This window comes from Paenibacillus sp. SJS-P3 (genome assembly GCF_056711585.1).
This window is the reverse complement of record NZ_CM160043.1, coordinates 3,887,068-3,906,303: the sequence shown is the minus strand read 5'-3', so window position 1 is coordinate 3,906,303 and position 19,236 is coordinate 3,887,068. Positions and strand designations below refer to the sequence as shown.

Below are 19,236 nucleotides of genomic sequence, written 5' to 3'. Positions count from 1 at the left end.
GATCTGCTTGTCAGGAAAGAGGGATGCGGGGAACCCATCCCGTCTTTCCTTCTCTGCGCGAACGACCGCCAACTATCCAGTTGGCAAGGTCGTTCTGCTTGTGTCACAAAAATCCATAAGAACCGCACATCATGCCATACCATGCCGGCTCCCGCAGCTTTATACTGGACCTATAGATGACAGCAAGAGAAGCGGCCGGCGACAGCTGAAGCTTGCCGAAGGCTGGCTCCAAAATTCCTTATGAACAGGATGATCAAAATGGCGGATCTGCTTCAACTGAACCAGCAATTCCTGCAAGCTTTCGGCGAGAACGGGCAAAACATCCATTATTATTACGCTCCGGGCCGAGTCAACCTGATCGGAGAGCATACGGATTACAACGGCGGTTATGTGTTCCCGGCGGCGCTGACGTTCGGCACGACGCTGCTGCTTCGTCCCCGCGGGGACCGGGTGCTGCGGATGGCATCCGCCAACTTCCCGCTGACGGGAGAGATCGATCTGGACTCCATCGCCTACCGCGAGGAGGACGACTGGATGAACTATCCGAAAGGGGTCGTCAAGGAGCTTCAGAACCGCGGAAAAGGGCCTGCCCACGGTTATGACATGCTGTACAACGGAGAGATTCCAAACGGAGCCGGCCTTTCTTCCTCCGCTTCCATCGAAGTGCTGACGGCCTACGCGCTGCTGGCCGAAGGCGGGCATGACATCGACAGGACGGAGCTTGCGCTCCTGGCCCAGAAATCCGAGAACGAGTTCAACGGCGTCCAGTGCGGCATCATGGACCAGTTCGCGGTGGCGAACGGCCGCGAGAACGAGGCGATCCTCCTGATGTGCGATACGCTGGAGCATCGGCATGTCCCATTCGATTCGGGAGACTGCGTCCTCGTCATCGGCAATACGAACAAGCGGCGCGGCCTCGTCGATTCCAAATATAACGAAAGACGGGCGGAATGCGATCAGGCTGTGCAAGACCTCCGCTCCGCCTTCCCGGACCTGACGCTGCTGGGGCAGCTGACCCCGGAGCAGCTGGAACAGGAGTCCGGACGGATAGCGAGCGATACGGTCCGCAAGCGCGCGAAGCATGTCGTGGAAGAAATCGCCCGCGTCCTGGAATCGGTGCAGGTGCTCGAGAAGGGCGACCTGAACGCATTCGGAGCCCTGATGAACGCATCCCACGATTCCTTGCGGGATCTGTACGAAGTAACTGGTCCGGAGCTTGACGCCATGGTGGAAGCGGCTCGCATGGTGCCAGGCGTGCTTGGCTCCCGGATGACAGGCGCCGGCTTCGGCGGCTGCACCGTCTCCCTGGTCCGCAAGGACAGCGTGGACGGCTTCAAAGCCGCTGTAGCGGAGAATTATACGAAGAAGACAGGGCTGATCCCGGACTTCTACGTCTGCTCGATCGGCGGCGGCGCCGGCCGTCTGGACGCTCCGTTCTGATCGCTGCGATTGCCGGACAATGAAGCTTCCGGCCCTTGGACAACCAGCATCCCAAGCCGGATGCCCAAGCGGCGGAATTTGTCGTATGATTCAGTAGGCAGCATAATAGACGAGCTTTTCGAGAGGAGAGAGAACCATGGCTGTATTGGTAACGGGAGGAGCCGGTTATATCGGTTCGCATGCAGTAGCCGCGCTGCTGGAAAATGGCGAGGAGGTTGTCGTAGTCGACAACCTGCAGCAGGGCCACCGCGAGGCGGTGCTCGGCGGGAAGCTGTACGAGGGGGATTTGCGGGATGCCGGGTTCCTGGACCGGGTATTCGGCGAGAACTCCATCGACGCGGTCATCCATTTTGCGGCGAGCAGCCTGGTCGGGGAGAGCATGAAGGACCCGGGCAAATACTACCATAACAATGTCTATGGAACGCTGTGCCTGCTTGAAGCGATGAACCGCGCCGGCGTGCGCCGGATCGTCTTCTCCAGCACGGCGGCGACTTATGGAGAGCCTGAGCAGGTGCCGATCTCCGAGCTGGACCGCACGGAGCCGACCAATGCATATGGGGAAACGAAGCTGGCGATGGAAAAAATGATCCGCTGGTTCGACCGGGCGCACGGATTCCGGTTCGTATCCCTTCGATATTTCAATGCCGCAGGCGCTCACGAGAGCGGGCGCATCGGGGAAGATCATGATCCCGAGACGCATCTGATCCCGATCGTGCTCCAGACGGCTCTGGGCCAGAGGACTCATATCTCGGTATTCGGAGAAGATTACCCGACGGCAGACGGCAGCTGCGTCCGCGATTACATCCATGTCAGCGACCTTGCCGACGCCCATATGCTCGCCGTCAAGCGCCTGCGTCAAGGAGCGGACAGCGCCGTCTACAATCTGGGCAACGGACACGGCTTCTCCGTGAAGGAAGTCATCGAGATCGCTCGCCGGATTACGGGACGCGAGATTCCGGCGGTGATCGAGCCGCGCAGAGCCGGCGATCCCGCTGTGCTGGTCGCTTCTTCCGAGAAGGCCCGCAGTGAGCTGGGATGGAATCCGCAGCGCAGCGATCTGGAGAACATCATCGCCAGCGCTTGGCAGTGGCACCAGGCCAAGCCGCAAGGCTACAACAGCTAAACGGCTGTCAAGACAGGCCGTATTCCCGAGAGGAGAGCATTTCCATGAATGAAATTCCACTTATTCCGCATGAGCAGGATGTCTCGGAAGCAATCGGAAGGCTGGTCGCCTACGCGCTGGAGAGGGGCATGCTGGAGCCGCTGGACGCAGGCTCGGCGCGCAACTCGCTCCTTGACCTGTACGGTCTGGCTGCTCCAGCGGCAGGCTCGGAAGAGCTTCCGTCCTGGGAGCAAGGGCTGCTGGATGCGCCGAATGACGCCGACAGGGCCAAGCTGGCGGCAGGCTTGCCGGCAACGGGAGCCGAGGCGCCGGAGCTGCTGCGGCCGCTTCTCGACTATGCCGCCGCATCCGGCATGATCCGGGACAGCGCTACAGAGCGGGATTTGCTGGATGCTCGATTGATGGGATTGCTTATGCCGCGGCCATCCGAGACGCATGCCCGCTTCCGGGCTGCGGCAGCGGAGCGCGGCATCCGGAAGGCGACGGATGAGTTCTATCGGCTCAATATCGATGCCAACTACATCCGTCTCGACCGCGTCGCGCTCAATATGAACTGGATCCATCCGACGGCTTACGGACCGCTCGAAATGACCGTCAACTTATCCAAGCCGGAAAAGGATCCAGCCGAGATCGCCATGCTCAGAAGCATGCCCCCTTCGGCCTATCCGAAGTGCTTGCTGTGCAAGGAGAACATGGGTTATGCCGGAAGAGCCGATCATCCGGCCCGGCAGAACCACCGGATCCTGCCCTTGCGTCTGAGCGGCGAGTCCTGGTTCCTTCAATATTCTCCGTATGTGTACTACAAGGAGCATTGCATCGTCTTCCGGGCCGAGCACAGCCCGATGTCGATCACGCACCGCACTTTCGGGAGGCTGCTGGAATTCACGGAGCAGATTCCGCATTATTTCGTCGGCTCCAACGCGGATCTTCCCATAGTCGGAGGCTCGATCCTCAGCCATGACCATTTCCAGGGAGGACGGCATGTCTTCCCGATGGAAGAGGCGCCCGTAGAGGAGAGCTTCTCCCATTCGTCCCGGCCGGACATTTCCTACGGAATCGTCCGGTGGCCGATGAGCGTGCTGCGGCTGGCGGGACGAGACCGGCGGCAGCTCGCCGAAGCCGCATCGGATGTGCTCGACGCGTGGAGAGGGTACAGCGATCCGGAGGCGGAGATCCATGCTTATACGGAGACGGGTGGAACGCGCATTCCGCATAATACGATTACTCCGGTGGCAAGGCGCAGGGAAGACGGAGTGTACGAGCTTGATCTCGTGCTTCGCAACAACCGGACCAGCGAGGAGCATCCCGAAGGCATCTTCCACCCGCATCGCCATCTCCATCATCTGAAGAGGGAAAATATCGGCCTGATCGAAGTGATGGGGCTGGCCGTGCTGCCCGGGCGGCTCAAGGCGGAAATGGAAATCATCGCTGCCTGCCTCTCCGGATCGCTGCAATGGAATGATGTCGCAGCGGGTGCGGACGGTGCGGCCATGGCTCCGCATGATCGTTGGTTCGCCGAGCTTCAGCATCAATGGGGCAAGACGATGGATCGCGAAGCCGCTATGCAAGCGGTTCTGGATTCCGCAGGAGACAAGTTCCTGCAGGTGCTGACCGATGCGGGCGTCTATAAGCGGACGGCTGAGGGCCGCGCTGCGTTCAAGCGGTTTGCCGCCGCTGCGGAGCTGCAGCCGGTCAACGGCTGAGCGGAACATATGGAGGCCGATGGACATGGCTGCACGAAAACGCAGAACGGTATTCAAGCCGTTTTGCGTTTTTTTATGCGCCAAATGAAAGAGAGAGCGCGAACGATGTCGAATTGGCTGGAAAAGGTGAACATTTTTTCGAAAGGGTAGAAGCATATGTTCAATAATGGCGAATAATAAGATGAAAATTAACGCATTCAAGCAAAAAAATAATTGTATAAGTCAAATTTCTATGGTATTTTTTAATGTATATTCGTTAATTAATAAATGATAATGAGACACATCATGATATTTGGAGGGGTAAAATTTGATGCCGATTATGCCGCTTGATGAATTTTTGAAGCTGGAATCCGATGAGCAAGTTGAGAAACTTAAGCGCTGGAAGACGGATTACACGCTGAAAGATATCCGGGAAGCTTGGGGCTTCAAGCATTCCGCTCAATATTACATGCTCCTTAAGAAGCTGCGCATTTACGAGCGCGTGGTCAACAAATCCGACAAGTTCTATCCGGACCAGCTGGCAGGCTCCAACACGGAAGCGGGCGAATTCGCTTACCTGCCGCGCGAGATCAAGCTGCCGGCCGACCAATTCGGCTATCAGCTCAACGTATCTCTTACGGGACCGGAGCTGGCCGACAAGCTCGAGCGGCTGGCGCAGTTCCTTCGCGGCGAGCAGAAGCTCGTGAGCGTGAAGCTTTCCGTGGAAGCGGCTGCCGAAGAAGCGGCTGCAAGCGAAGCTGCACCGGAAAAAGAAGCCGTCTAAACGGCGACAAGCCAAACACCCCCGCATGCATGGCATGCGGGGGTGTTTTTTGCTCTCCGGAGCCTTGCGGCCCTGCGGCCCGGACAGGGATCAGCGCGGCGCGCGGAGCTTGCCGAGCTCGGAGACGAGAGCTTCCACTTCGCTGATGCTGAAGTTGGATTTGGACGATACGATTTCATAGAGTTCCCGGATATCCTCATAGCAGCCCGGTCCGAAGCTGGAAGCCTGCATGGCGGCCGCTGTGGCCATTTTCAGCTTGGTTTTGATGGCTTCGATCATGAATTCTACATTTTCCTGGGTCGGCTGGCTAAGGTCAGTCATGGAAAACCTCCTGCGGATATATGGCTTTCAACCATTGTACCATGAAAGCCGTTGCCTTCCCATGCTGCGCCATCCCGCCGCAAATTGAACGGAGCCTGCGCTTCCGGTACAATAGAAGCAAACTAAACTGCCAGCGCAAAATGGGGGCGCGGATATGAAGCGGGAACTGAAGCAAATCCGTCCGGAAGACGCGGCCAAGTGGGCAAGGGTCGACGGGCGGGGTCTGGAAACGTTTTTTGAATCGGTTGCCGAGAAACATCCCTTGCGAGACGAGGTCGTCTTTCTATGCATCGGAAGCGACCGTTCGACGGGCGACTCGCTGGGACCGCTCGCCGGCTCCATGCTGCGGGAAAAAGGCTTTCCCCGGGTAACGGGAACGCTTGAGCAGCCATGCGATTCGGAGCAGGTCGGTCCGATTCTGGCGACACTCAGCGAGGCGGCATGCGTCATCGCCATCGATGCTTGCCTCGGCCGCTCGGAATCGACGGGGCTTTATCTCGTGCGCAGCGGTCCGCTTCAGCCGGGACAAGCCATCGGGCAGCAGCTGCCGCCAGTAGGAGACTACAGCGTCGCCGCTGTCGTCAATACTCAGGGGCATAAACCCTATTGGATCATCCAGACGACAAGCCTTTACCGCGTGATCGGCATGGCGCAGGGAATCGCGGACGCAGCTGCGGCTGCCTGGCCTGCGGCTCCCTCGGACATGCCCGCGGAGGGCGGAGCGGACAGCCAATTCGGTTTCGCGAGCAGGTCGGCGGGCAGTCGCAGGGGCAATGACGCTTCTTGATGCCGGCTTTTATATGATGAACCATTGATGTGCACAAGCCGGCGGAGCGGATGGAAGGATTCTGGAGAAGCGAAGTTCGAATTCCGAGTTCAACTTATCAGGATTAGGAAAGGAATGATCGAAGATGTCCGACCGATCGCTTGCAACCCGCAAGCTGACGCTGAGCAACGGCACGGAGCTGGCCTATAGAGACAATGGAGGCGCAGCGGGACAAGAGGATGTGCTTGTTCTTCTGCACGGCTTCTGCGGAAGCTCCGCCTATTGGGAGAAAGTGCTTCCGATTCTGGAAAAAAGGTATCGGGTGCTGACGCCGGATCTGCGCGGCCACGGCGGTTCTTCGGGAGCCCGGGAAGCGGTGCTCGGCATGGAGGAGCTGGCGGAGGATGTCGCCGCCCTCCTGGATGCGCTGGAAATTGGGCCGGCTGTCGTGCTGGGCCACTCGCTCGGAGGATATGCGGCGCTTGCTCTGGCCGAAAGACATGCAGCCCTCCTGAAAGGATTCGCACTTGTCCACTCCACGCCGCTGCCGGACAGCGCCGAAGCGCAAGCCGGGCGCGACAAGGCGGCTGCGGCATTGCGCTCTGACGGCATCAAGCCCTTCGTGGACGGCCTTGTGCCGAAGCTGTTCGCGCCCGAGCGGGCCGAGTCCGAGCTTGCTGTACGGGCGAAGGAGATCGGCTACGGCACGTCGGCGGAGAGCGCCGCTGCCGTAGCGCTCGGCATGAAAGCCCGTTCCGACCGCAGCGGTGTCGTGGAGCAGTCGGAGCTGCCCGTGCTGCTCGTCGCCGGAGCCAAGGACGGCGTCGTTCCGCCGGAGCGGGTGTTCGCCGCGCGCGGCAGCCGTTCCAGCACGATCGTACTGGAAGGCAGCGGGCATATGGGGATGATGGAAGCTCCGGAGAAGCTGGCGGAAGCGATCGATGATTGGATGCGGGAGAGCTTCCCGGCCAGCGAATAAACAGCCAGGCTGGATATTCCGGCGGCGGGAAGGAAGGAATTCATGTTCCAGCGGGATTATATCATGCGGATGATCGAGCAGCTCGGACAGGTAGCTGCGGCCGTGCTTGGGCTCAAAAAAGAATTGAGGCATGCCGAGGCGCTCCAGGCGATCGAGGAGCTGCTGGAGAAGCAGTTCCGGCTCAACTCGCGCCTGCTGCGCAGCCTGTCCGACGAGGATCTCGTCGCCATGCTGTCTCGCAGCGGGAATCCGGATCATGCCCAGCTGCAGGTGCTTGCCGTCCTGCTCCGCGAGGAAGCGGACCTGCTGCTGGAGCTTGGACAGGAATCCGCCGCCTTCGCGCTCAGGATCAAATCGATCCATCTGTTCATGAGGCTGTCCCTGATGGGCGCGGAACGGATTGTGGCGGATCCGGACGAAGAAGCCGAACGCCAGCTTGAGGCGCTTGCTTCCTATGAGCTGCCCCCGGATACGAAGCGGCTGGCAGCCCGCTGGATGGAGCAGCGGGGAAATTTTGCCGGCGCCGAGGATCTGATGTTCGAGCTTGAGGAGGACGGGGAGCTGGCGCCGGGAGAGAACGAGGCGTTTTACCGCAGGCTGCTGCTTCACGACGATCGGCGGCTCGCTGCGGGAGGGGTTACCCGGCTTGAGCTTCTTGCGGCTCTCAAGGAAGACCGTATAGGATAGGCGCTTCCAAGGTACAGGAAGGAAGCTGCCCTAACAATCACACGAGCAGTTCGGATCCTCCCAAGCGGGGCCCCGCACCGGCCTGTCGCCGGAGCGGGGCCCCGCTTGGCGGAAACGATTCAAGAAGGAGTTATGGATGACATGGACAAGCAAGAGGAAACGACCGCCTGGGAGCAGGCGATAGGCGAAGCAGCCGAGAGAGGGGAGCTTCTTCAAGCTTCGATGAGCGGCCTGAGGAAAAGCTCGGACGAGGTCGCGCCGCGAACGGTTGTCAGGCCGGTCAAGCTGAAGTCGGGCTTCCGCTACCAGTTCGAGAGCCATCATAAGACCAAGGTGCTTCATGAGAATCTCGAGCCGGAGGCCGCAGCTGCGCGCATCGTCCTGCTCATGAAGGAGCATTACCGTCAGGCGATCTTCAAGACGCCGGAGGCCGATCTTCAGCTTCTGCTGAACAAAAAGGGCAAAGCGGCGCTGCTCCGGAAGCCGGCAACCGCGAAGATGGCGGAGGGCGGACCGGCTTCCCATGACCGCACGAAAAAGCGGATGCTTGAAGGCTCCATGCCGGCGCCGTTCCTTGTCGAGCTCGGCATCATGACTGCCGAAGGCCGGGTGAAAGCGGACAAGCAGGACAAATATCGCCAAATCAACCGTTTCCTTGAAATGGTGAACGATGTGGCCGACCAGCTGCCTGAAGGCCGGGAGCTGAAGATCGTCGACTTCGGCTGCGGCAAGTCCTATCTCACCTTTGCCTTGTACCACCTGCTCGCGATCGAGCAGAAGCGCTCCATTTCCGTCATCGGGCTGGATCTCAAGGAGGATGTCATCGCTTTCTGCTCCTCGCTGGCGGACAGGCTCGGCTATGAGTCGCTTCGCTTCCAGGTGGGAGACATCGGCCGCTTCGGCGAGCTGTCGGCCGCGGACATGGTCGTCACGCTGCATGCCTGCGACACGGCAACCGATGCGGCGCTGGCCAAGGCGGTCGGCTGGGATGCTTCCGTCATCCTGTCGGTGCCATGCTGCCAGCACGAGGCATTCGGCCAAATACGCAGCGAGGAGCTGGCTCCGCTCCTGGGGCATGGCCTGCTGAAGGAGCGGTTCGCGGCGCTGGCGACGGATGCGGCCCGGACGGCGCTGCTGGAAGCGGCAGGCTATCGGACTCAGGTGCTGGAGTTCATCGATCCTGAGCATACGCCCAAAAACCTGATGATCCGCGCGGTCCGCAGAAAGAGCTCGCCAAGCGGCAAGCTCGAAAGGGAAAAGCTGCTGGAATACCGCCGTTATCGGGACAGCCTCAATCTGGATCCGGCTCTCGAGCGGGAGCTTGCGGCGGCCGGAAGGCTTCCTTCACTATAGATCCTTCCCTTCCTATTATCGATATCTACAGAGAACCTTGTTTCTTTATCGAAACAGGGTTCTCTGTCGCGCTTAATTGAGGGTAGCGGACCCTGCCGCCTGTGATATAATGGAAGACAATGGATTTTTAAGCGAATGGGTGAAGCAATTGGAATCATGGATATGGGCTGATTTCAGTTTGTTCGTGTTTATGCTTGGCCTATTTTTCTATCTCTTTCTCCATAACCCTATGACGCGACTACATAAGGTATATTTGCTTTTTCACTTCTCCATGATGCTCTGGCCGCTGACTCAATTCGGAGCCAAGACGACGGACAATCCCCATTTCCAGCTCTTCTACATTTCGGCTTCCTTCTCGTCCCTTTCGCTGCAGGGAGCCGGCTGGCTCGTACTCACCTTCTTCCTTACAGGCCAATCGTATTTGCTTACCCGCAGGGCATCCGCAGCACTGGCCGTCCCCGTCGCCCTGACGGTGATCGGCATAATGGCCAATCCGAGGGGGATGTTCGTCCGGACAGGCGGAGACGTATGGTCGCAGAGGGAGTACGGCCCCATTTTCTGGTTCATGATCGCCGAGATTGTCCTGCTCTGCCTACTGTCCATGATCTGTGTCGTGAAAGCGCTGCGCAAGGGGGTGACCCCCAGGCATCGGAGCCAGGTAGGGATGGCGCTCAAGGGAATGCTGCTCTTCCTGGCCTTCGGATGGGCCGATCTCCTCGTCAATGTCTTGTTCAGCGAGTACTTCCCCGATATTCCCGGCATTACCTCGCTTGGACTCGCTCTTTCGGCCTTATATTTCACCACGTCGATCCAGCGCTACCGCGTTTTCGATATCGTGCGGATCGCACAGAAAGATATCTCGGATTCGCTTGCAGCCGGTCTGGTCGTCATCGATGCGCATGACGTGGTGCTGGAATGCAACCGTTCGCTGGAATCGTACATGCCGGCAAAGACGGGGGACCGGGTCGATCTGGCGGCATTCCTTCGAGAATGCGGTACGAACACCGCGGAAACGGAAGCCTTCATGGCCAAATATGGATCCGTCATACCGGAGCGGGTGCAGATGGAGCTGGCCATCCCAGGACCGGATGCCTTCGGAATGAGGCATGTCCTTCTGGATGCTTCCCCCATCCTCTCCGGGACGAAAGAGCTTCTCGGCAGGGTGATCTCCATGCAGGATGTGACGGAGATCCGTTATTTGGTGGAAGAAAAGAACAGGCAGAACGAGATGCTGCAGCATCGCAACAGAGAGCTCGTCCAAATTCAGGAGGAGCTGTTCAAAGCGAACCTGAAGCTGGAGCAGATGGCGACGACCGACAGCCTGACCGGCTGCTACAACAGGCGGTTCCTGATGCAGAGGCTGGAGCATGAGATGGCGGCCAACATCCGCTATCACATTCCTTTCGCCGTCATCATGTTCGACATCGATCTGTTCAAGCAGATCAACGACAGCTACGGCCATATTATCGGGGATGAAGTGCTGTTCGGCACGGCGGAGGCGGTAAAGGGCATTCTTCGCAGATCCGATCTTCTGGCCCGCTACGGAGGGGAGGAATTCGCCATCTACTTGCCCCACACGAACCGGCAGCAGGCGGAGAAGCTGGCCGAACGGCTCAAGGAGACGGTGGAGAGCAACCGCATCATGACGGGAAAATCGGGACTTTCCATATCGGTTACGATCAGCGTAGGCGTGTTGTCCGTCGAGGGCCGCCAGACTCCTTCGGATGCAAGGGAATCCACGGCTTACATTCGGCATTTGTTCGAGCAGGCGGATGCGGCTCTGTACGAGGCCAAGAACAACGGGCGCAATTGCATCGTAGGCCGCAAGCTCGCTTGACGGCCTTATGGGACAGATGACCCCCTTAAAGGCATGACACGACCGCGAATTTTCTGATAGAATAGAACCAATTCCTGCAAGTTCAATTTTAGCTGCAAGAAGGCATGATATTCTAAAAGCGGAGCCGTAAGTCATGAGAAAAGTACTAGTTAGCAGCGTACAGCCGGGCGCAAAGCTCGCAAGGCCAATCTTTCGCGAGGATGGCAACATTCTGCTCGGAGTGGGCATGGAGCTCAGCAGCCGGTACATCCAGCGATTGACCGAGCTTGGCATCGACATCATATTCGTGGAGGATGCGCTTACCGAGGGCATCGAGCCGATCGAGACGATCCGGGACAGCACAAGGCGGAAAGCCGCGGAAGCGATGCACAAGCTGATGACGGTCCAGATCAGTCAGCCGCAAGCTCGGGGCAGAGCCGCTCTTCCGGAGATGGGCAGGACGTTCCGATCCGTCTTCGGCGATATCATGAACGATATCCAGACCCGGGAGGACGTATTCGTCGAGCTCGGACAAATTCATACCCACGATTCCTATTTGTTCCAGCATTCCATCAATGTGGCCGTGCTGGCGGGCATTATCGGCATTGCCAAAGGGTTCAACCGCAACCAGCTCGAGGAGCTCGGCATCGGGGCGCTTCTGTTCGACATCGGCATGACGCGCGTACCGAAGCCGCTGCTGCAGAAGCCGGGGCCTCTGACAGCGGAGGAACGGAAGATCGTCGAGAACCATACCGTGGAAGGCTTCGATCTTCTCCGCAAGCAGCATGACGTGTCCCTGCTCTCCGCGCACTGCGCTCTTCAGCATCATGAACGTTATGACGGGAGCGGCTATCCCCGAGGGATCAAGAAAGACGAGATTCACATCTATGCCCAGATCGTCGGCATCGCCGATGTGTTCGATGCGCTGACCGCGTCACGGCCATACCGCAAAAGATACACGCCTTCCGAGGCGATCGAATTTTTATTCGCATCCGGCAACACCTACTTCGATCTTGATCTGGTCCGACTGTTCTGCAATCATATTTCCATGTATCCCGTCTCCACGACGGTGGAGCTGAACACGGGGCAGATCGGCGTCGTCTCCAAAAACTTCCAGGTCGCCGTGCATCGTCCGATTGTTCGCCTCATCAAGGAAGCAGACGGCTCGGAGCCGTCCGTACCGTACGATATCGACCTGCGGACCGAGCTGCATCTGACCATAATCCGGGAAATTTAGTTTTTGCCAAGGCACCCTACAGGCTCAGGAGGAATGTTCCATGATGCAAATGCCGGAATCATCGCTATCCCCTCAAGCAGAACCGGATCGGCAGTCTGGAGAAGACAGCACCTGGCTGGAGCAGACATTGATCCCTTCGCTTCTGCTCGGCAGCCGGACGATGGTCGAGCAAGACGGCTTAATCGAGGAAGGAACGCTTACTTTGATGGAGGGCGACCTCATCGAGGTCGGAGTTGCAAATCCCCAGCTGTTCGTGCTGGGCAAATCCGTCTGGCTCAGCGTGGAGTCGGTTTCCGGGATGTATCGGATGCCTTCGCGGGTGATCGGACGCCGCGACGGTTCCCTCGCCTTGCTGTTTCCTTACGAGCGGTATTTGCTTCCGGAAGAGAAGAGGATTCATCCGCGGATCGAAGTGAATTGCGCCGGCCGACTGCTGGTCGGAGACCGGAGCGGGAACCGCAAGCCGACCCGCACGGATCTGCTCCGCTTCCAATGGTCGGATGAGCTTCGCCACAACGGGCTCGACGAGGCGCTGCTGCAGAAGCTGGAAAAGCTGATGGACGAGGAAGATCTTTCCCATCTGGAGCAGCAGGACGAGCTTCGCCGCAAGAAGGCGGCGCTGGCCGAAATCACGGTATGCAACATCAGCCTGGAGGGCGTGGGATTCAGGGCGTCGAAGGAAATCGATCTGCCCTGCTCCGGCGAAGTGGAGGCCGTCCTTGACCTCGGGTTCGAGCTTCATTGCAGGCTTGAGGTGTTGTGGAGGCAGGACGCCGCAGGCGCTCCCTCCTATGGAGCGAGATTGGGAGCGCTGGAGCCGGAAGCGGCCCGTCAGCTCCGCGCTTTCATCGTCCATGAGCAGATGAAGCAATATTATTTGGCCCGCAGAGCCGGACGGCAAGGTTCGGAGGATGGGACTATGTAATAGGATTGCCTGAGATCATCCCGGGTGCTGCCGCTTGCAGAAGCCGGGATGATTTTTTTGCGCCAAAAGCCTGCTCTGCAGGCTTTTTTTGTTTTTGCCAAAGACGAAGACAAACGCAGCTCCATGGATTCCTTGAACGAGAGGGCTCAAAAAGGGATTCTCTGAAAAGAAGGTATGGAGGCCGGGAGAGCGGCAACAATGGGAGCAGAAGGGGGGCTGCCGCATGCATTCGGAATCCGGCGGAAAAAGCGTCCAGCAATCGGAGGAAGTTCCTGCGCGAAAAAGAGGCCGGAATGCGCTTGGACGCATCCGGATGAACGGGATATCCTTGCGCGGAGCGGCGGGAGCTACGGCTTGCGCAGCGCTGCTTGTCTGGGTGATGAGCCGGGCGGGAATGTATTTCGATGAGCGCTACTACGGCTTGCAAACGATGCTTTGCCTAGCGGCGGCAGCTTCGCTCCTCGGTGCAGGGATTAGGCGGCAAGCGCAGGGAAAGATACGGCCGGGGCCGAGGCGGGGAGCGAGCAGGATGGACAGGCTGCTGACAGCGGCCTGTTTCCTTGCTGCGGCATTGTCGGTGCTTTGCGTTGTCGGGCTTGCTTTCTCGCCTGTTTCGGTGCGAGGCAGCCTGAATGAAGCGCTCCGCTGGAGCGTGCTGGCCGCACTGATCGTGCTGCTGCGAACTCGGCTGGCCGGAAGCCGCAGTGTGGCTGCCGGCATTCAGCTGTTCGCGGCTGCCGCTGTTGCCGTCTCTATCGCTGCGTGGTTCGGCTGGATTCGCGGAACCGATTATATTATGTTCACGGCGGATGAACGGTTGTCCTCATCAGGCATGAGACTGGCGGGCTGGCTGCAGTACAGCAATTCCCTCGGGGCTTTTATGGCGTCGCTCCTTGTGTTCCAGTGGATGATCCTCGCCGGCGGCAATCGCCTGCTCCGCTGGAGCGCTGCGCTTCTCGCCGCGCCTTGCTTAGCCGTGCTGGTGCTGACGGAGTCGCGAGGCTCATGGGCGGCTGCCGGAGCCGGCTTGCTGCTCGGGATGCTGCTCGCTCCAAGAGACATCCGATGGCGGTGGCTGGTGTCTGCCGCCGGGACTTTGCCGGGGGGAGCGGCGCTGACGGGATTAGCCTACCGCCTCGGGCCTGCCGCCTGGGGCATTCCCTCCGCCGAAACGCGGTTAAGCGAGGCGGCGGCTTGGGCAGCTGCTCCGGCTGTGCTGGCTGTCGGCGCATTATTCATGCTGCAGCTGGTTTCTACGTGCCGGAGAGAGGTTCCATCCGATCCTATTTCCAAGCCTCTGGCTGAAAATCTATCCGAATCTCGCATCGAAGCTGCTTCGAGCCGGGGGGAGCGAGGTTGGAGGAGCCGGCTTTTTACGAAGCCTTTGATTTGGAGGCTGCTCGCACCAGGAGGCTTCCTGTTGGCGGCAGCGCTGCTGTGGCTGCCTTTGAGTCCTGTCCATCGGGCGGCCGCTTCGCATGAGACGGGGTCATCGCGGCTGATGTATTACCTGGATGCTCTAAGCATCGCGGCGAAAGCTCCTTTTCTAGGGACAGGAGGGGATTCGTGGCGGAGCCTGTACCGCTCTGTGCAGCGAGTTCCGTATACGGGAAGCGAAGTCCATAGCGGCTACCTCGACCAGCTCATGGATCATGGAGCCGCAGGGTTGCTCCTGATGCTGCTGTTTGCAGCCGTCGTGCTGGCATTGGCCGCTTCGGGAAGAAAGGATGGTGCCGCGGCGCCTGCGGCGCTGCTTCTGCATGCCGCGGCGGACATCGATATGTCGTACGGACTGTTCTGGATCTTCCTTATTTTCCTGGCTGCCGGAAGCGCCTCGATGGGAGCGGAAGGGGACGCGAGGGAAACGCTGCTGGAATGCAATGTCTCTATCATGCCGGCAAAAGAGAGAGGGGCGCCTATTATGAATCGGCGCGAAATGCCAAGCATCGCGCGCCGGGCCGCGCTGCTGCTGTTCGCCTGCTGGCTGGCGGCCGCTGCCGCCGCCAGCCAGCAGTCCGGCCGCGCCGTGCGGCTGCGCGAAGCCGCCTCCGGCGCGGCCGGCGCCGCGCGCATCGCGCTGCTGCGCGCGGCGGTCGAGGCGGACCCGGCATGGACCCGGGTCCGCCTCGACCTGGCGCCTCTCCTCCCGCCTCGCGGGAGGACGGCGCTGCTGGCGGACGGACTGCGCTATGAGCCGCAGTCCGCTCCGCTGCAGTGGGAGCTCGGCATGGCTTATGCCGAGCTCGGGGATGCGCCGCGCGCGGAAGCGCGGCTGCGCGCGGCGCTGCGCCTGGACAAGTGGAACGCGTCCAGGCAGGCGGCCGTGCCGGAGCTGCTGCTCGAGCTGGCGCAGCTGCAGCTCCGGCAAGGAAAAGCTGCGCTGGCCCGAGGCACAGCCAGGCGGGCGCTCGGGCTGTATGCGGACTATGCGGAGCTTGTCCGGCAGGCACCGCTCCTCGGGACGCCGGCGAACAGCCGCGGCTTCCGCATGATGCCGGAAGCTGCGGCCGCTGCCGCTTCGCTGGCGGAGCTGCTCGACGGCTGGCCGGTGGCAGCAGTCATTCCTTAGCCCGCTGCCTTGGTTCCGAGCTCGGGCAGCCGCAGCTTACGCGCCGCGGCATGGATTTCCTTCAGCCGCCGAAGGCATCGCGGAATGCCGTCTTCAGCTTTTCCGGGTCGGCCTGCCACAGCTCGGCAATTTCGGCGGCGACGTTGTCGTCCCACCAGTCGCACAGCTTTTTGCGGTTGTCGCGGTTCTCGTGGACGAACACGAGATTGAGATAGACCTTGCGCGTGTACAGCTTTTCCGCCTGCTCCATCTGCTCCTTGGAAATATATCCTTTCAGGCGCTTGGCGGTCCGGTACAGCTCATTGCTGCAGGCGCGCCGGATTTTGCGGGCGGTAGGGAGCTCACGCTGATGCTTGCTGCCTGGCATGCCGTTCATCGAGCCCACTCCTTTCCCCACAATATATGTTCGGGCAGGCAGGATGTGCAGGCCGGCGCAAGCCGAAGACCATCCGCTTCTTCACCGAGGCCACTGAAAATGTGTCGCTGCAGACGGAAATCATTCTTCCGATCGCTGTTGTCCCCAGATTTCTCTGATTTCTACCGCTTTTAACGGTTGAAATCCGGGGACAAAGGCGACCGCATCCGTTTCTCCAGAACGATTTCGCGCCTTACGCTACTTTTTCAGTGGCCGCTTCTTCACCCGGAACGTTTTTTTTCGAAGGCGACCGCAGCTTCCAGCCGGATCGGTTCCAAGCGAGAGATCCGCCGCTTTTTCTCCCCGGAACAGTCTCCGGCAAAAGCAATCCGCTTTTTCTCCCCGGAACAGCTTCCGGCAAAAGGCCCTCCATAGCTGCTTCCTGCTTCGCCTTTTCCTGCTTCGCCTTTTCCTGCTGCCGCGGGACGTCAAGGCCACGTTTGGCCGATAGTTTCATCTCCGTTTCCGGCTTGGGGCGGGATCCGCCCTCAGACTTCATGAAAAAAAGCTGCTTCCCCCAAGAAGGGAACGCAGCTTTTTCGGCTTTCCGATCGTTTCAAGCATGTCCGGTCCCGGCCAGCCTACTGGACGTGGATGTATCCGACCATCGGTCCGCCGTGCTTGAGGTCCGTATGGGTCATGCAGATGATCGGATAGGTGCCTGCTTTTTCCGGCGTGAAGCTGACTTCCGTCACCGCCCCTTTTCTGACCTCTCCTTTTACGCCAAGCCCTTCAATGACGAACGGGTGGCTGGCGCCGTTGACGCCGGTGATGCGCAGCGTGACCTGCTCGCCTTTCTTCACTGTGAGGAAGCTCGGGCTCCATTGATACACTTCGATTTCCTTGCCGTCTGCCGTCTGGCTTCTGAACTCGCCGGTGACCATCTCGAATACCTGCGAATTCGCCGCTGCCGTCGCCGACGCCGCTTCGCCGGAAACGCTCGGATACAGCCTCCAGCAGGCGACGGCAAGAATGGCGATCGTGAGCGCGAGAGCCGCGAACCGGAGCTGTTTTCTCGTTACGATAATGGCATTCATTACGGTCCACCCCTTCTTGTCCATGTCATCAATACATTCTATGCATCCGTTTCGGCTGCCATGACCGTTTGTCCTATGGCACCATTCGGGAAGCCTATGATAGAATTACCGGGACAAAACACCGATGGCGAAAGTATCGCCGCATTATGAGATTGGAGTGGAATGCATGCACTTTTTTCATGAACTCGTCACTTATTTGCTCGGCATCGTAGAGAAGCTCGGGTATTTCGGCATCATTCTGGGGCTTGCCATGGAAGTGATCCCGAGCGAGATCGTGCTCGGCTATGCCGGCTATATGGTATCCACGGGCAGCATGACCTTCTGGGGCGCGGTTCTTTGCGGGACGGTCGGCGCGATCCTGCAGCAGTGGATCCTGTATGCGATCGGCTTGTACGGGGGGCGTCCGTTCCTGGACAAATACGGAAAATACATCAAGATCAAGCCAAAGCATATCGATATCGCCGAAGGCTGGTTCCAGCGCTACGGTCCGGGCATGGTGTTCACCGCCCGCTTCGTTCCGGTGATGCGCCAGGTCATCTCCATTCCTGCGGGAATGGCCCGCATGCCGCTGTCCACCTTCACGCTTCTGACGGCGATCGCTTCGCTTCCGTGGTCGATCCTGTTCGTCTATATCGGCCGCAGCCTGGGCAGCAACTGGGAACAGATCAAGGACAAGGCAGCTCCTTACACGATGCCGGCCATTCTGGTCGCCGCCGCGGTGCTGATCATATACGTGCTGTTCAAATACTTGCGTTCCCGCAGCCGCACGGTCTGATTGTGGCGCAGTCCGGACCTTTGGTACAATAGATGGAAATGCGCCTGAAGCCGCCGCCGGCGGCAAGGCGACAAGGAGTGGATAACCTATGGCCAAGCAAATAGCGGACAAGCTGTCGAAGGGAATCACGCCGCAGCAGTTCCGCGAAGGCATGACGAAAAACAAGGAAGCTTTCGATTCCTGGTACGACCGCTTCGAATGGGAAAGCGAGGACGACCGTGAGTTTTTCGAATCGCTGAACAACCGTGATGATCTGCGGGTGCTGATCCTGATGGCGGATTGGTGCGGCGACGTCGTGCGCAACATTCCGGCCGTGCTTCGCGCGCTGGAGAACAGCGGCGTGCCCGTCGAAGTGCTGATCATGGAAGAGCATCTCGATACGATGGACCAGTTCCTCACCATGGGAGGGCGCTCGGTGCCGATTGTCATCGTCGCCGACACCGGCGGCCATGTGCTCGGGCAATGGGGCCCGCGCCCGGCCCGCATCCAGGAGCCGATGGTCCGGTTCAAGCAGGAGAACACCGACCGCGAAGCGCCTGGCTATCAGGATAACCTGGCCGAGACGCGCAAGGAGATCATGCGCCGCTACGGTGAGGACGCTGCCTATCAGAGAGAAGTCGTTCGCGAGCTGCGCGAGCTGTTCTCGTCGATCTGATGAGCACGATGAAGATCGAGAAGTTCGTGCTCGGCCCCATCCAGACGAACTGTTATCTGTTGATCAACGAAGAGAGCGGCCAGGCGGTCGTCATCGATCCCGGCATGGAACCGAAGCGTCTCGTGGAGCGCATCCGCAGCGGAGGCTTCAAGCTGGAGGCGATCCTCCTGACGCACGCCCATCTGGACCATATGGGCGGTGTGGACGAGGTTCGCAAGGCATTCGGATGCCCGGTCTATATCCACGATCTAGAGGCGGATTGGCTGACCGATCCCGCAAAGAACGGATCCCTGCGATGGAGCCATATGACTCCGCCGCTCGTGACCGACCCGGCCGAATACGCCCTCGACGAGGGCATGAAGCTGGAGCTGGCGGGATTCAGCTTCCGCGTCCTGCACACTCCGGGCCACAGCCCCGGAAGCGTCAGCTTCCTGCATGGCTCGGACCTGTTTTCCGGAGACGTGCTGTTCCGGCAATCGATCGGGCGCACGGATCTGCCTGGCGGACGCGAGGCGGACCTGTACAACTCCATCCGGTCCAAGCTCTATCGCCTCGATCCGCAGGTCAAGGTCCACAACGGCCACGGGCAGGCGACGACGATCGGGCATGAAATGCAGAATAACCCTTATGTACGAATCGGCTGAGAGCGATTGTCCGCTTCCTTCCGCCCGG

At 59.6% G+C, this 19,236-nt stretch carries 18 protein-coding genes; 15 read left to right on the top strand and 3 right to left on the bottom strand.

The window, feature by feature from the left end; all coding sequences use genetic code 11:
* Positions 1-258: 258 nt before the first annotated feature.
* The 4 genes from AC06G8_RS18020 (at position 259) to AC06G8_RS18005 (ending at position 5,029) form a co-directional block, all read left to right on the top strand.
* Positions 259-1,440, top strand: a complete 1,182-nt coding sequence (locus AC06G8_RS18020) for a galactokinase (RefSeq protein ID WP_480283462.1) — start codon at positions 259-261, stop codon at positions 1,438-1,440.
* 136 nt (positions 1,441-1,576) lie between these two features.
* Positions 1,577-2,563, top strand: coding sequence for a UDP-glucose 4-epimerase GalE (gene galE, locus AC06G8_RS18015; protein WP_447664962.1), 987 nt, complete (start codon positions 1,577-1,579; stop codon positions 2,561-2,563).
* 44 nt (positions 2,564-2,607) lie between these two features.
* Complete coding sequence (locus tag AC06G8_RS18010) at positions 2,608-4,266, top strand: UDP-glucose--hexose-1-phosphate uridylyltransferase (protein WP_480283461.1); 1,659 nt, start codon at positions 2,608-2,610, stop codon at positions 4,264-4,266.
* Positions 4,267-4,576: 310 nt separating this feature from the next.
* Positions 4,577-5,029, top strand: coding sequence for a hypothetical protein (locus tag AC06G8_RS18005; RefSeq protein WP_447665018.1), 453 nt, complete (start codon positions 4,577-4,579; stop codon positions 5,027-5,029).
* A 90-nt stretch (positions 5,030-5,119) separates the two neighbouring features.
* Here AC06G8_RS18005 and AC06G8_RS18000 read toward each other — a convergent pair whose 3' ends face one another.
* A complete protein-coding gene (locus tag AC06G8_RS18000) occupies positions 5,120-5,350 on the bottom strand; it encodes a DUF1128 domain-containing protein (RefSeq protein ID WP_021879974.1) in 231 nt (76 codons plus the stop codon).
* A gap of 154 nt (positions 5,351-5,504) precedes the next feature.
* Between AC06G8_RS18000 and yyaC the strand changes: the two genes are divergently transcribed.
* The 8 genes from yyaC to AC06G8_RS17960 all read left to right on the top strand — a co-directional run bounded on the left by yyaC (position 5,505) and on the right by AC06G8_RS17960 (position 15,682).
* Positions 5,505-6,137: a spore protease YyaC gene (gene yyaC / locus AC06G8_RS17995; RefSeq protein WP_447664960.1), complete on the top strand. Its 633-nt coding sequence runs from the start codon at positions 5,505-5,507 to the stop codon at positions 6,135-6,137.
* A 124-nt stretch (positions 6,138-6,261) separates the two neighbouring features.
* Positions 6,262-7,095 carry an alpha/beta fold hydrolase gene (locus tag AC06G8_RS17990; RefSeq protein ID WP_480283460.1) on the top strand — a complete coding sequence of 278 codons (834 nt, stop codon included), beginning with the start codon at positions 6,262-6,264 and terminating at the stop codon, positions 7,093-7,095.
* Between the two features lie 42 nt (positions 7,096-7,137).
* On the top strand, positions 7,138-7,782 hold the full coding sequence (locus AC06G8_RS17985; protein WP_480283459.1) for a DUF6483 family protein: 645 nt from the start codon (positions 7,138-7,140) through the stop codon (positions 7,780-7,782).
* Between the two features lie 141 nt (positions 7,783-7,923).
* Complete coding sequence (locus AC06G8_RS17980) at positions 7,924-9,135, top strand: class I SAM-dependent methyltransferase (protein WP_480283458.1); 1,212 nt, start codon at positions 7,924-7,926, stop codon at positions 9,133-9,135.
* A gap of 109 nt (positions 9,136-9,244) precedes the next feature.
* On the top strand, positions 9,245-10,972 hold the full coding sequence (locus AC06G8_RS17975) for a histidine kinase N-terminal 7TM domain-containing diguanylate cyclase (RefSeq protein ID WP_480283457.1): 1,728 nt from the start codon (positions 9,245-9,247) through the stop codon (positions 10,970-10,972).
* Between the two features lie 133 nt (positions 10,973-11,105).
* Positions 11,106-12,188, top strand: coding sequence for an HD-GYP domain-containing protein (locus AC06G8_RS17970; RefSeq protein ID WP_480283456.1), 1,083 nt, complete (start codon positions 11,106-11,108; stop codon positions 12,186-12,188).
* 40 nt (positions 12,189-12,228) lie between these two features.
* Complete coding sequence (locus tag AC06G8_RS17965; protein WP_480283455.1) at positions 12,229-13,113, top strand: hypothetical protein; 885 nt, start codon at positions 12,229-12,231, stop codon at positions 13,111-13,113.
* A 223-nt stretch (positions 13,114-13,336) separates the two neighbouring features.
* Positions 13,337-15,682: a hypothetical protein gene (locus AC06G8_RS17960; protein ID WP_480283454.1), complete on the top strand. Its 2,346-nt coding sequence runs from the start codon at positions 13,337-13,339 to the stop codon at positions 15,680-15,682.
* A gap of 61 nt (positions 15,683-15,743) precedes the next feature.
* Here AC06G8_RS17960 and AC06G8_RS17955 read toward each other — a convergent pair whose 3' ends face one another.
* The gene (locus AC06G8_RS17955; RefSeq protein WP_447663984.1) at positions 15,744-16,058 is read right to left on the bottom strand and encodes a dehydrogenase; all 315 of its coding nucleotides are present in this window, start codon (positions 16,056-16,058) and stop codon (positions 15,744-15,746) included.
* Between the two features lie 620 nt (positions 16,059-16,678).
* Positions 16,679-17,134: a cupredoxin domain-containing protein gene (locus AC06G8_RS17950; protein ID WP_480283453.1), complete on the bottom strand. Its 456-nt coding sequence runs from the start codon at positions 17,132-17,134 to the stop codon at positions 16,679-16,681.
* Positions 17,135-17,300: 166 nt separating this feature from the next.
* Between AC06G8_RS17950 and uptA the strand changes: the two genes are divergently transcribed.
* From uptA to AC06G8_RS17935, 3 genes are all read left to right on the top strand, one after another.
* Positions 17,301-17,909: an undecaprenyl phosphate transporter UptA gene (uptA, locus tag AC06G8_RS17945; protein ID WP_480283452.1), complete on the top strand. Its 609-nt coding sequence runs from the start codon at positions 17,301-17,303 to the stop codon at positions 17,907-17,909.
* Between the two features lie 88 nt (positions 17,910-17,997).
* On the top strand, positions 17,998-18,564 hold the full coding sequence (locus AC06G8_RS17940) for a thioredoxin family protein (RefSeq protein WP_447663982.1): 567 nt from the start codon (positions 17,998-18,000) through the stop codon (positions 18,562-18,564).
* Between the two features lie 8 nt (positions 18,565-18,572).
* Complete coding sequence (locus AC06G8_RS17935) at positions 18,573-19,208, top strand: MBL fold metallo-hydrolase (protein ID WP_447663997.1); 636 nt, start codon at positions 18,573-18,575, stop codon at positions 19,206-19,208.
* Positions 19,209-19,236: the final 28 nt, after the last annotated feature.